At 32.4% G+C, this 13,556-nt stretch carries 10 protein-coding genes; 4 read left to right on the top strand and 6 right to left on the bottom strand.

The annotated features are described in order from the left end of the window. Nucleotides 1–150: 150 nt before the first annotated feature. The gene (locus IM755_RS03885; RefSeq protein ID WP_194093773.1) at nucleotides 151–1,155 is read right to left on the bottom strand and encodes an AAA family ATPase; all 1,005 of its coding nucleotides are present in this window, start codon (nucleotides 1,153–1,155) and stop codon (nucleotides 151–153) included. Between the two features lie 176 nt (nucleotides 1,156–1,331). Here IM755_RS03885 and IM755_RS03880 point away from each other — a divergent pair, with 176 nt between their 5' ends. After that, the gene (locus IM755_RS03880) at nucleotides 1,332–2,204 is read left to right on the top strand and encodes an aldo/keto reductase (protein WP_194093771.1); all 873 of its coding nucleotides are present in this window, start codon (nucleotides 1,332–1,334) and stop codon (nucleotides 2,202–2,204) included. 81 nt (nucleotides 2,205–2,285) lie between these two features. Beyond that, on the top strand, nucleotides 2,286–3,425 hold the full coding sequence (locus IM755_RS03875; protein WP_194093769.1) for an ATP-binding protein: 1,140 nt from the start codon (nucleotides 2,286–2,288) through the stop codon (nucleotides 3,423–3,425). A 175-nt stretch (nucleotides 3,426–3,600) separates the two neighbouring features. Here IM755_RS03875 and IM755_RS03870 read toward each other — a convergent pair whose 3' ends face one another. The 5 genes from IM755_RS03870 to IM755_RS03850 all read right to left on the bottom strand — a co-directional run bounded on the left by IM755_RS03870 (nucleotide 3,601) and on the right by IM755_RS03850 (nucleotide 12,112). Next, nucleotides 3,601–8,352 (bottom strand): PKD domain-containing protein, encoded by a 4,752-nt coding sequence (locus IM755_RS03870; protein ID WP_194093766.1) that lies wholly within the window; start codon nucleotides 8,350–8,352, stop codon nucleotides 3,601–3,603. A gap of 612 nt (nucleotides 8,353–8,964) precedes the next feature. Beyond that, entirely contained in the window at nucleotides 8,965–9,636 is a 672-nt protein-coding gene (locus IM755_RS03865; RefSeq protein WP_194093764.1) for a response regulator, read from the bottom strand. Nucleotides 9,637–9,647: 11 nt separating this feature from the next. After that, on the bottom strand, nucleotides 9,648–11,654 hold the full coding sequence (locus tag IM755_RS03860) for a tetratricopeptide repeat-containing sensor histidine kinase (protein WP_194093762.1): 2,007 nt from the start codon (nucleotides 11,652–11,654) through the stop codon (nucleotides 9,648–9,650). A 46-nt stretch (nucleotides 11,655–11,700) separates the two neighbouring features. Further along, nucleotides 11,701–11,877, bottom strand: a complete 177-nt coding sequence (locus tag IM755_RS03855; protein WP_194093760.1) for a hypothetical protein — start codon at nucleotides 11,875–11,877, stop codon at nucleotides 11,701–11,703. Nucleotides 11,878–11,896: 19 nt separating this feature from the next. Then, a complete protein-coding gene (locus IM755_RS03850) occupies nucleotides 11,897–12,112 on the bottom strand; it encodes a hypothetical protein (RefSeq protein WP_194093758.1) in 216 nt (71 codons plus the stop codon). Between the two features lie 142 nt (nucleotides 12,113–12,254). Between IM755_RS03850 and IM755_RS03845 the strand changes: the two genes are divergently transcribed. Next, nucleotides 12,255–12,989: a metallophosphoesterase gene (locus IM755_RS03845; RefSeq protein WP_194093756.1), complete on the top strand. Its 735-nt coding sequence runs from the start codon at nucleotides 12,255–12,257 to the stop codon at nucleotides 12,987–12,989. 38 nt (nucleotides 12,990–13,027) lie between these two features. Further along, nucleotides 13,028–13,525: a DUF6646 family protein gene (locus IM755_RS03840; RefSeq protein ID WP_194093754.1), complete on the top strand. Its 498-nt coding sequence runs from the start codon at nucleotides 13,028–13,030 to the stop codon at nucleotides 13,523–13,525. Nucleotides 13,526–13,556 lie beyond the last annotated feature (31 nt).

Genomic DNA, 13,556 nt, shown 5'->3' with positions numbered 1-13,556 from the left:
TTGTTTAGTAATCAGTGTTCAGTTTTAAGTGTTCAGTGATTAACTTTATGCTGAAAGATTATCAATAATTCAACTTTTAATAACTATAAATTTTAGTTTGCTAATTTGGCAATATAACTGCCAACTAATAACTGATCACTGCCAACTTGATTAAGGCACTTCAACTTCGTTAACAATTCTGCTGATTATGTCTTCAGTGGTTACATTTTCAGCTTCAGCTTCATAGGTGATTCCAATTCTGTGACGTAAAACGTCGTACACAACGGCACGAACGTCTTCTGGAATTACGTAACCTCTTCGTTTAATGAAAGCGTAACATTTAGCAGCAGTAGCTAAGTTGATACTTCCACGTGGTGAAGCACCAAAACTGATTAATGGCTTTAAACTTTCTAATTTATATTTTTCTGGATAACGTGTTGCGAAAATTAAATCTAAGATGTATTTCTCGATTTTTTCGTCCATGTACACTTCACGAACAGCTTCTTGTGCTCTTAAAATTTGCTCTAACGAAACCACTTGATTTACTTTTTCAAAAGCACCTTTTAAGTTTTGACGAATTACGTGACGCTCTTCCTCCATTTTTGGATAATCGATAACCACTTTCAACATGAAACGGTCAACTTGTGCTTCTGGTAATGGATAGGTTCCTTCTTGGTCAACCGGGTTTTGTGTTGCCATTACTAAGAACGGCTTGTCTAACTTAAACGTTTCGTCTCCAATAGTAACTTGTTTTTCTTGCATCGCTTCTAACAAAGCAGATTGCACTTTTGCTGGCGCACGATTGATCTCATCTGCTAATACGAAATTGGCGAAAATTGGACCTTTACGGATACTAAAATCATTTTGCTTGATGTTGTAAATCATGGTTCCTACCACATCGGCAGGTAATAAATCTGGTGTAAACTGAATACGACTGAATGAACCGTGAACAGCTTGTGAAAGCGTATTAATGGCTAAGGTTTTTGCTAATCCAGGAACTCCTTCCAATAAAATATGTCCTTGACCCAACAAACCTATTAATAATCGCTCGACCATGTGTTTTTGACCTACGATTACCTTATTCATTTCCATTGTAAGTAAGTCTATAAAAGCACTTTCTCTTTCAATCTTTTCATTAATTGCTCTAATGTCTAAGGTTGATGTATTTTCTTCCATTTTATGATTGTATTTGGCGGTGTGAAATTAACAACATTTTTTAACACTGCAAATTGAATTTTTTTTTGGTTTTAAGTTGTTAACATTGCGTTAAAAATGCATAAAAAAGGTTGATTTTATGAGTGTTTTATGATTCTATTTTATAATTTTAAGAAAAAATTAAAAACACAACAACTATGTCTGTAGAATTATCACCTATTATTGCCGGAGTTATGAATTGGGGTGTTTGGGATAAAAACCTAAATACCAATGAATTTACTTACTTAATTAATTTATTCATAGAAAACGGAATCACTACTTTTGATCATGCCGATATTTATGGCGGTTATACCACTGAAGCTTCGTTTGGAAAAGCGCTTTCTGAAAGTAAAATAGATCGCAAAAAAATTCAATTAATTACTAAATGTGGAATTCAATATACTTCTGAAAATAGACCTAATAATTCGATAAAACATTACGAATATTCAAAAGATTATATTATTTGGTCAGCCGAAAATTCATTAAAAAATTTACAAACTGATTATTTGGATGTTTTTTTACTTCACCGACCAAGTCCGTTAATGCAAGCGGACGAAATTGCCGAAGCCGTTTCGAAATTAAAAGCAGACGGAAAAATTCTATCTTTTGGGGTTTCTAATTTCACACCTTTTCAAACAGAACTTTTGCGTCAAAAAACCGAAATTTCATTTAATCAAGTGCAGTTTTCGGCAACACATCATGAAGCCATGTTAGATGGAAGTTTTGATTACATGCAAATCCACAATATCAAACCTATGGCTTGGAATCCGTTAGGAACTGTTTTCAGAGAAAATACGGATCAAACTTTTAGATTGCGTCAACTTTTGGCTAAGTTGGTAGAGAAATATCACATAGGTTCTGATATTATTTTATTGGCTTGGATTATGCAACATCCAGCTGGAATTTCTCCAGTTGCCGGAACAGTTAATTCGGGAAGAATTCAACAATTGATAAAAGCAAAATCGTTAGTTTTAGACAAACAAGATTGGTTTGCTATCTGGACAGAAAGTATGGGACATAAAGTACCTTAAAAGAGGAATTAGTGAAAAGTGATTGGTAAATAGTCCATTTTATCCGCTAATCACTTTTTAATTATAACTATTCACTAAAAAATGATTAACAAGCGCCTTCTTATCAAAAATATTTTAGCTCATCATGATGAGAATAGTTTTTATGATAAAAAGCGCCAATTGAATTTACACACCAAAGAAGGAAAAGCTAAGTTTTTGAAACACATTTGTGCACTTTCCAATTCAAATCCTAGCAATAATTCTTATATTGTGGTTGGTGTTGAAGATGAAACCAATGAAATCGTTGGGGATGATTTTTTTGATGATAGCCGAATTCAGAATTTAGTGAATGCTTTTTTGGAAAATCCACCTAAAATTCAGTATGAAAATGTGCCTTTTCCGAATCTTCCGAAAGATAAAGTGGTGGGATTGGTTACGATTAAACCGAAATCAAAAAATTCATACTTCAAGAAAGGAATTCATACTATTGAAGCGAATACTTATTTCGTTAGGAAAGGCAGTAATACATCGCCAACGACAGATAAAATTCCGTATTCGAAACAGAATGTTGAAACAGTTATTAGTATCGAAAACAGTTCTCGAAACAGCATTGAACATACTTTAGAAAGCGTTTTGGATTTCATCAACAATCGTCATAAAGATTTGCCTTCCAAATACAAAGTTTTCAAAGAATTATTTGTGGTTTGTTGGGCTGGAAATAAGAAAAAAGTTCGGGATAAAGTATATTATTCAAGAGTAGATATTGAGTTAGTAAACGAACAAGTGAAGTTGTTTTATTCGGCTTTAGATGAAGTAAGTATTAATTATGATGAAAGTAGTTTTTCGATTACCGAATACATTTCACTTGGATTAAATGATAAAACGAGTTATTATCCGTTTGAAAAAGTAACCTTGACTTTTTTTGACAATGGTTATTACAAAATGAATTCGGAAATGTTATTCGAGCCACCGCAATATAACCGAAAAATGTTGCATCACATTTACAATTCTAATTTGGTAATAATAGGAAAACTTCAAAAAGGATTGCCATTAAATGATTCTGAAAAGCGAGATTTAGAAAACTTACCTCACATTATGATGATTTGTTATTTGAATGGTTTTGAAGAGGCCAAACAAAAACTAATAGATGCTAAACTTTATTTGAAATCTTTTGAAGATCCTTTAGTTTATGTCTCCTTTAAAGAAGTAATGCGGATTTTAAGAAAAATGAAATATGACTAACTATATATACTAAGATCTACAAATTCAAAATAACTCTAGGTTTAAAATTTGCTTACCAAAAATATAACTATTAAAGAATTTAAAGTGCAAAAAACATTAATTAAATGAAACTTATCTTATCGTTGATAGTAAGATAAAAAGCCACCTTTTATGGTGGCTTTTAAAATTTATCAACTTATTTTTTAAGAATCTTAATTATTTTAGAGCCTTTCTCAGAATAAACTTTTAAGAAATAAATTCCTGAAGCTAACTTAGACATATCTATTTCAGATACTCTAGAATCTAATTTTTTTGTAAAAATGTTTTTCCCATCAATATTGTAAACTTCAACATTGATAAGTTTTTCAAAATAAGAAAGGTTAAGAATGTTTTCAACAGGATTTGGGTAATAAACGAATGAATTTGAGTCAAAATCATTATTACTTAAAAATGTTTCTATAGTAACTGGCAGGCTAGAAGTGCTGGCACATCCTCCTATTGTTTGTGTTGCATAATAAATTGTGTTATTAGACAAAACTGTTGAATTTGGCAATGGATTAGTAGCATTTGCAGCATCTAATGCTGACGCATACCATATTATTCCAGTTCCTGAAACGATTATATCTGAAAGAGTGCTTGTACTTGGCAATAATTGTGGGGAGCTTCCTGTTGGTGGAGCAGTATTTATATTAAAACTAAATGTACTACTTGGGCAACCAAATGTTCCAGCATTAAAATCTAAAACACTAACAGTATGTGCACCTGGGCTCAATGTGCCTATAGTTGGTGAAAAATTACTTCCATCAACACTGTAATAAGGTATATTTACAACCCCAGAAAAAACGGGTGTCACTGTAGTAGGACCACATGCATTTGTAAAATTAACGGCAGAAATTGTAGGTATTACAGGTAAATTAATTACAATATCTGCTGAAGAAACAGCATTTCCACATCTATCTTTAACGCTTATTCTATAGGTTCCTGAAGTGTTAACCGTAAAAGTACTAGAATTAGTATAACTTCCAAAAGAAGTACAACCAGAACCATTACATATAGCATAAGTAAAAGGACCACCACTTCCCCCAGATCCATAACCTGCAATTAATGCTGTTCCACCACAGTCTAAAGCTAAGCTAGTTGTTATAGATGGAACTGTTGTTAAATCACCTAAAACTATATTTGCCGAATCAACTTGTGAACCACAAGCATCAATTGCCCTTACTATGTAAGTGCCATTAACTAAATTTGAAAAAACATTATTAGATTGCGGACCAGCTACAACACCACTTGTTACTTGGTTAATTAAAGTATAGGTTATTGGCAAAGATCCACCTGTTGATGTAGCTGTAATTACCCCACTATTACCACTTGTACATGTCCCAAAAGCGGTTCCTGAAGATGTTAAAGCCGTAACTGTAGATGTTACTGTTGCTGCCACAGTTCCAATAGTACCACAACGATCAATTATACGAACAGTATAAGTGCCAACTGCAACATTTGTAAATACTGGGCTTGCTTGTGCTGCTATAATTTGAGTTGTATTGCCTGAATCAAACAAAGCATAGCTAAACGTACCTCCTGCTAAAGTTGGACCTGTTCCTGGAGTTACCGTTATTTTTCCAGTTGATGATGAAGCACAAGAATTTACTACTGCCACTGTAGCTGTAGGAACAACTGCTGCTGGAAACAATAAAGCTGTTGAAGAGGTAACCAAATTCCCACAAGCATCCGTAGTTCGAACAAAATAACCCGTTGCATTTGCAGGAACATTATTAAAAGTAGTGCTTGTTTGAGGCCCCTGAACTACTACTAGTGTTGTTGCATCAATAAGCGAGTAGCTATACGGAGCTAAACCTCCTCCAGATCCTGTCGTAACTTTTATTACACCCGTATTACTTGCTGCACAAGAAGATGTTGTCGCTGAAATCGTTGCAGGTGATATAGCAGCAGGTGGGTTTACAGTAATTGCAACTGTCGAAGTATTACCACAAACATCTGTAACACGAACCGTATGTGTAGATGTTCCTGCAATAGGAACTATAGTTGAAAAAACATTACTAGATTGAGGACCTGCAATTAGGGTTGTATTACTAGAATCATAAATAGCATATGTATAAGGTCCTCCTCCACTACCTGTAGGTACAGGTCCACCAAGAGTAAAGTTTTGTGGCGTCGTTACAATAATTTGTGCATTGTAACTCGTTCCTGAACAAGAAACAACTGAAGCTCCTGCTGCTGGTGTAAAAGCACCTGCTGCTACAATAGTTGTGGTAGCAGTACCTGTTACACCACATTGATCTGTAATTTGAACTGTATAAACACCAGCTGGTAGATTGTCAAAAATAGGAGAAATTTGATTTGGTCTTGTTACTGGTGATGGTGCAATCAAAGCAAATTGATAACTACCGCCTCCTTGATTTGCGGTAGTTGCTATACAGGTTATTGTTCCTGTATTAGTTGCGCAACTTGATGTATTTGTAACTGTTAAAGTAGGAGCTGTAGCATTTGCTAATGCCAATGGAGTAGAATTAGTTACCTGATTACCACAAGCATCAGTTATGCGAATTGTATAATTACCTACAGCTAATCCATTAAAAATTCTACTTGCTTGTGATGCCACAACTATAGGTGATGGTGCAATTAATTCATATGTATATGGGGCAACTCCCGTTGTTGGGACAGCTACTGTTATTTGTCCAGACGCAGGCGAAGTACAAGATGCTACTGCTAAGGATCCTGTAGGAAAAGAAAGTGCAACAGGTGCAGTAATAGTTGCTGTTCCCGTAACTGGTACACCACATGCATCTGTCATTTTTATCGTATATGTCCCTTGCTTTAAACCTGTAAAAATACTACTTGTTGAATTAGCAATATTACTTCCTTGAGCAGGTCTTATGGCTGCACCAGGTCCTATTAACTCAAATGTAAAAGGTCCTATACTACTAGCTGCTGGTGATACTGTTATAGAACCATTTTCTGGAGAACTACAGCTAGATGCGGTAGCCAATGTAAAAGAAGGAGCACTGCCTGAAGCTACAGTTACAGTAGCAGTTACCTGAGTTCCGCATACATCAGACATTCTAACTGTATAAGTTCCTGTAGGTAAATTATTAAATACATTACTTGATTGAATAGGTCTTGTAACTGGGGATGGATCAATAAGTTCATAAGTGTAAGGACCTCCTCCTCCTGCTGTTGTTCCATTTTGAACTTCAATAGTACCTGTTGCTCCATTAGGACATGAGGGTGTTGTAAACGATGTTCCAAAATTAGGACTTACTGCTGACCCAACAGTTGATGTAGATGTTCCTATATTACCACATATATCTTTTACTGCTATGGTATAGGTACCTGGAAAAAGATTTTCAAATACTGATGAATTTTGAAATGACCTCACTATAGGTGATGGAGCTATTAAAGCATATTGGAAAGAACCAGGAGATCCTGCACCAGATAAACCATTTGCTCCAGTTGCTGTTACAGTTAGTGTACCTGAAGCTAACCCTGCACAAGAAGGACTTGAAATAGTTGTGGCTATAGGCGCTGTACTTGTATTCACAGTAAAAGTTGCTCTACGCTTTTTTCCACAAGCATCTGTTGCTTCAACTGTATATGAGCCAGGTAATAAATTTGTAAAAGTTGTATAATAGGTAGCTGTTATTGGATCACGTTGTAAAGATGGCAAAACTGCTGTTGTAACAGGTGAAGAAGCAACTAGTTGCATGGTATAAGGTGGTACTGAACCATTAGCAAAAATTGTTGCAGTTCCAGTTGGAGAACTACTACACGCCGCCTGAATGTTTTGAATACCAAGTCCAATTAAGGAATTAAGTGCAAGTTGAGGAACTGTAATGGTTGTACTTACTGCAGCTTTTCCACAAGCATCTGTAACTTTTACAATATACCCCCCTGGTTGTAAACCAGTAAAAACATTTGAAGATTGTGAAGTTCTAATCATTGCTGATGGAGAAACAAGTTCATAGGTATAAGGTGGAGTTCCACCACTAACACCCAAAGTTCCACTTCCTACAGTAGTAACTGTTATTGTACCATTATTACTATCTGAACAAGATGTAGTTGCAAAAATTCCTGTATTATTAATAGTTGGAGCAGTATTAGCATTATAAAACAATGCTTTTTTTATACTTGTTTTACAACCATTAACATCAGTAACTGTTAAATTAACATAATAAGTACCTGAAGTAATGTAAGTATGACTAGGTGAGGCTAATGTAGATGTTGAACCATCACCAAAATCCCACAAATAACTTGCTAAACCTGAAGTAGCTGTTGAAGTATTTGTAAAAGAATAATTCCCTGAACAACCTGAAACTGTATTAATAGAAAAATCAGGTTTATCATCAAAAATACCTGGTGAAGAATTCAAATTAGGACTTTCTGGATTTCCAGTAAACTGAATAGAAAAAGAAGATGGCGTCGTATTTGAAAATTGGTCAACTAAAATTACGTACCAATTTCCAGCTAAAACATCCACACCCGTATTAAACTGAGCCGCAACATAATTAGGATACGCTAAACCAGTTGCTCCAGGAATACCAAAAACCGTTGAAGATCCTGAAAAATTACAACTTAGCTGTGTTTTATTATCACAATTAGAAACTCCTGGAGCTCCTGGCAGAGCATATAAACTCCAATCAAAATCTAAAACAGTTGGCAAACCTGAAAGATTTTGAGGTCTAATAACAAAATTTAGTTTGCCATTAGCCTTTGCTTGAAAAGCTATCCAGGTACTGTTATGTTCAATACCACCACAAGCTAATTGTTCGAGCTTAGCCCCTACTCCGCTTGGATTAAATGTTTGTGTATTTCCGCAAACTACTACAGCACTTGAACAATCTGCCTGTGACCAGCCTTTACTAGAAAATAACAAAACAAATGCTAAAAACAAGTTTTTATTGTTTTTAAAAAAAGTAATTAATTTTTTCATAATTGATATATTTCTCATAAAATTAACGAAAATAAATAAAATAATCTTTTATTTGTTTATTAAAATGATAATATTGTTTCTCCTAAAATCTTTTAAAAAAAAATATAGAATATACATTTCATAAAATCATCATCTTTTATTTACACTAAATTCTTTTACGAATCTTCGGTTTTTAAAGGTTTTGATGATTCCAAACAAAAATAATTGATGTAAAACCTTATCTTAAATCGTTACAAAATCCTATCAAATAAATCTGTTTCAAAAAAGTAATGCGGATTTTAAGAAAAATGAAGTACGACTAATACAATTTTTTATTTTTTATAAAAAGTATTAATACCAAATAGGAAACAAAAAGGAAAACTCCTAAAATATAAATCAGCTCAAATTGCGCATGATATCCTATAAGTTTAGATAAAAATGTACTACTTTCAAAAAATAGTGTGTTGTATGTTAAATCGACCACAGTGTATAGCCAAACCAAACTCAGAAACAACAAAAACAGCAAGATTTTAGTATATAGTTTCATCCTTTTTATTATTTAAATTACAATGTAAAGTTAAGGACGCTCTTTGAATAGGTTGCTGTAGTTTTTCTGCACATTTTGTTAAAATTTCATATCAAGCCCCTTTTTTTTGCTTCTTTAATGATATCCTCGTCAGAGCCTTTTTCAATGTTAAAAAACTCTTTTATGTGAGCTTTTCTTTTATCAATTGCGCTTAATGTAATGTTAATATGTTCTGGCATATTTTTGGTCTTTATGCCTTGCGCCAAAAGCGTTATAATTTGTTGATAATATTCGTCTAATAAAAACTCGTTTGCCATTAATTCATTAATGTTTTGATGTACCGTACGACTTTTATATTTTTCGCCCAACATTATTTGATTAAAAGCAGTTAAAAGTTCTTGAGCTGAAAAATCACTTTTAACCAAGAACCCTTCTGGTTCAATTTCTCTATGAATTTTGTATAACAAAAAGGCTTCAATGTGAGATGTTAGAATTATAATTTTTGTAGTAGGCATATAACTTCTAACTAATCTTGCTAAATCATGTCCTGAATAAATTTTTTGTTCTGGAAAGGCTGGCAAACTCAAATCGATAAAAACCACATCGTAAGCGGATAGATTTTGATTCTCAGTTATCAAATAATAAGCACTTTCGCAATTATAAGCTGGTGTAACATTAATTTCACAATCCAAATCGTTAAAAGAGAGAATGCTTTTATACCCTTCTATCATAGAAGGATGGTCATCAATCATTAATACATTTAGCTTTTTAGTTTCCAAAATTCTTGTTTTTATAATTTAACTTTTAAAGACACTTTAGTTCCTTTATTTATTTCAGATGAAATTTTTAGTCTTCCGTTTATCGATACTGCTCGACTTTCCATGTTTTTTAGTCCAATTCCTGATTTTAATTTTGAAACCTTAAAACCAACACCATTGTCTATAATATACAAATATAAGAAACCTTCATCAATGGTTAAAGTTATCGAAATCAAAGTAGCTTTTGAATGTTTATTGATATTATTTAACGTCTCTTGAATAATCCTATAAATATTCATCTTAACTAAAGCTGAAAGTGATTCGATTGCTTCATCAGATGAAATCGTATAATCACAAATGGTTTGATACGTTTCCTTTTGATTTTGAAGCAACTGCTCTAAAATACTTTTGTAATTTCCTTTATTGAGAAAGGATTCAAAATTTAATTCATGAGCAACTGTTCGTATTTCACTTTCCACACTTTGAATTTTATCAATATATTCAATACTTCTTTTTATAACAGTTTCATCTGGCTTTTGAGTTAACGCAAATAAATTAAATCGAATACTAGCCAACTTATTTAGAATGTTATCATGAAGATCTTGAGAAATTCGTAATTGTTCTTTCTTTTTTGCTTCTTCTAACTCGTCTTGTTTGTCGAGCATTAATTTATAAATTTCCTCATTTGCCATTTGTTGTTCTTGACTAAACAACAATTCTCTATGCTTACTTCTTTGATAAAGAATAATATAAAACAATATTCCAAACGATATAATAAGTAACGATGAAATTAAAATAATTCGAAAACGATTTGAAATAGCTTCTTTCTCTACAATAATTTCATCTGTTTCAAATTCAATTCTTGCTAATTTATTTCGTGTTAAGCGCTCTTGTCGCTGTAAACTATCGCTAATTTTTATGTATTCCTTAGCATATTTTAGACCTTCTTTAGGCTTTAATGTGGTAAAGAAATCGAGTGTTTGTAGCACTTCTTTGTTGTAGTTGGACTCTTTAGCTAAACGATTAGCTTCTTCGTTATACTGAAGCGAAACAGTAGTATCATTTTTAGATAAATAATATTCAACAAGGTGAATTCTAATGTTTATTTTACTGTAAATATCATCGATTTCATCTCCAAGTTCTAATGCTTCTTTAAATTCCTTAAGACCTTCGTTTTTATTGATTTTGAAACGAGAATAAGCATAATTATCTAATAAAGAAGTATATAAAACAGGTTGAATTTCTTTTAAATTATTAATCTTTAATCCTTCTGTGAAAATCTCACTAGCCTCTTTAAATTTACCTAAACTTAAATATACAAAACCAATATTATTTATGGCTTGAGCTTGTAATAAAGGTTTATAATTGTCATTCTCAATCTCCTTAATTTGTGATAACGATTTTTGATGATATTCTAATGCTTGTTCATAGTTCCCTAAACCAGACAAAGACCTACCAAGGTTTGCAAAACACTCATAAATTAACTCTTGATCTTTAATTTCTTTTGCAACATTTAAAACTTTAATAGTCTCTATCTCACTCCCTATAAAATCTTTTTCATAGGATAAAATATAGGCTTTATGTAATTTTGTGCTTGCTAAATTCGGCTTGTCATTTAAATTTTCATATTTTTTCTCTGCTTCCAAATAATAGTAATAAGCACTATCATTTTTTGAAGTAGAAAAATAATAATCTCCTAAATAATATTCTGCTCTTGCAATATTTAAAGAGTCCTTGTTAGATTTAGAAATTTCTAAAACTTTATTTGTTATTTCCTTGTACTTCTCATATTCCAAAACTCCAAAATAGCGATTGGCTATTTTAAAATAATTCTTTATCCTCAGTGAATCGGAATAATTTGAATTTTCAATTAGTTGCTCTATCGAATCGATAAATTTCAAACGAGTGGCTTTATCCAAATTTACATTTGAACTATTTTCAAAATAGGCATCTAATTTTTTTTGATTTATAGCCTTATCCTCATTTGAATTACATCCAATGAGAATAAAGAAACTAAATAAAGTTATAACCTGTTTCAATTAAAATGATTTGCTCATAAACAAAAATACTATTTAAAGATAATAATTAATCCTTTTTTATAATAATAATAGGTGTTCTTGAATTAATTGCACTTTCAACTTTAATTTTCTCTGTTTTTTCAATTTTATAAGTCATAACTTTTTCAATTGAATCTTTCTCTACATTATTTGACATAGTTGACAAAAAAATAGAGCTTACCAATAAAACTACTAGTGTTTTCATTTTAAATTAAATTTATCTGTTAATCTTTTTTTACAATTATTACCACAGGATCACCATCTTCCGTAGTCGTAGTATTTTGTGTTTCTGTTAGATCTCCTTCCTTAGATTGTTGATTTCGGATATTTTCTGTTACTTTTACACTTTCTTCAAGTGCAGCATCGTATTCGTCTGTTGTACATGAAAAAAGAGAAATCCCTACTAACACTAAAGCAAATAATTTAACTAAATTTTTCATAAGATTTTGATTTTAAGGGTTTTGTTTATTTGTTTACAATGGGTTTATTAACTTGAAATACAAAATTAGATACACTGCAAAAATTAATTGCTGTAGTTTTTCTGCATATTTTTCTAAAAATTGCATCAAATTATATTTAATTATGAGAAAATTCGTACTAGGGGATATTCATGGTGGATTAAAAGCCATTCACCAAGTTTTAGAAAGAGCCAACGTTACTAATAATGATACTTTGATTTTTCTTGGCGACTTTGTAGATGGTTGGAGCGAATCGCCAGCCGTTTTGGATTTTTTGATTGCATTACAAAAAAAACAATCTTGTATTTTTATTCGTGGCAACCACGACGAACTTCTATTAGACTGGCTATTAGGTAATAACGAAAATATTGATGAAAAATTGTGGTTTCAACATGGTGGAGAAACAACTGTAAAATCGTATCAAAATATTGACGCTAAAACGAAAGAGAAACACATTCATTTTCTACAATCGCTTCAAAATTATTATTTAGATACTGAAAACCGATTGTTTATTCATGCTGGTTTTACCAATATGAAAGGCGTTGATTACGAATATTTTAAACCACTTTTTTACTGGGACAGAACCCTTTGGGAAACCGCCTTAGCTCTTGATCCGAATCTTTCTAAAGATGCCATCACTTATCCAAATCGGTTAACTATTTATAAAGAAATTTATATTGGGCATACTCCAGTAACTAAAATAAATGAAACCATTCCTGTGAATAAAGCTTGTGTGTGGAATGTAGATACCGGTGCCGCTTTCAAAGGAAAACTTACGATTATGGATATTGAGACGAAAGAATTCTGGCAAAGTGATGCTTTACCTGAGTTATATCCGAACGAAAATGGAAGAAATTAAAAATTGTATCTTTGTAGAAATATTAAAAATCGAATGCTATGAAAAAAATTCTGATGGTAATTTGTTTGTTTGTTACAATTCAAATGACAAATGCACAAGCGTTTAAAGGAAAAGGAGATACCAAATTTCAAGTGGGACTTAATCTACAAGATGGAGGTTCTGGTATTACATCAACAGTGGATTTTGGTTTGGGCGAAAACATGTCTTTTGGATTCGTAGGAACCTATTTATTAAACACTGATGAAATCTTAGGCGAAAAAGCTGCTTTTGAAGACAGAGCCGATATCAAAGCTCGTTTTAATGCAAACATTGGAAGTGTTTTAGGTTTGGACCCTAAAATGGACATTTATCCAGGTTTGAATTTAGGTACCCGAAACTTTGGAGCTCACTTAGGATTCCGTTATTTCTTTTCAAGTGGTTTTGGATTGTATGCTGAAGGTTCGGCACCATTAGCACGATATGACAATGATGTTCGTGGATTTGAACATTACAACAACCAATTTGTATTCCATTTTGGTGCCTCGTTCAATTTATAAAAATTTTAAATTTATTCGTAAAAGGAAGTCA

It is taken from the genome of Flavobacterium proteolyticum, assembly GCF_015223105.1.
Classification (GTDB): domain Bacteria; phylum Bacteroidota; class Bacteroidia; order Flavobacteriales; family Flavobacteriaceae; genus Flavobacterium; species Flavobacterium proteolyticum.
This window is presented reverse-complemented; position numbering and strand designations above follow the sequence as displayed.

Coding starts and splice junctions, on each gene's coding strand:
- IM755_RS03880 (WP_194093771.1), top strand. CDS start 1,332: ATGTCTGTAGAATTATCACCTATTATTGCCGGAGTTATGAATTGGGGT.
- IM755_RS03885 (WP_194093773.1), bottom strand. CDS start 1,155: ATGGAAGAAAATACATCAACCTTAGACATTAGAGCAATTAATGAAAAG.
- IM755_RS03875 (WP_194093769.1), top strand. CDS start 2,286: ATGATTAACAAGCGCCTTCTTATCAAAAATATTTTAGCTCATCATGAT.
- IM755_RS03845 (WP_194093756.1), top strand. CDS start 12,255: ATGAGAAAATTCGTACTAGGGGATATTCATGGTGGATTAAAAGCCATT.
- IM755_RS03855 (WP_194093760.1), bottom strand. CDS start 11,877: ATGAAAACACTAGTAGTTTTATTGGTAAGCTCTATTTTTTTGTCAACT.
- IM755_RS03840 (WP_194093754.1), top strand. CDS start 13,028: ATGAAAAAAATTCTGATGGTAATTTGTTTGTTTGTTACAATTCAAATG.
- IM755_RS03870 (WP_194093766.1), bottom strand. CDS start 8,352: ATGAAAAAATTAATTACTTTTTTTAAAAACAATAAAAACTTGTTTTTA.
- IM755_RS03850 (WP_194093758.1), bottom strand. CDS start 12,112: ATGAAAAATTTAGTTAAATTATTTGCTTTAGTGTTAGTAGGGATTTCT.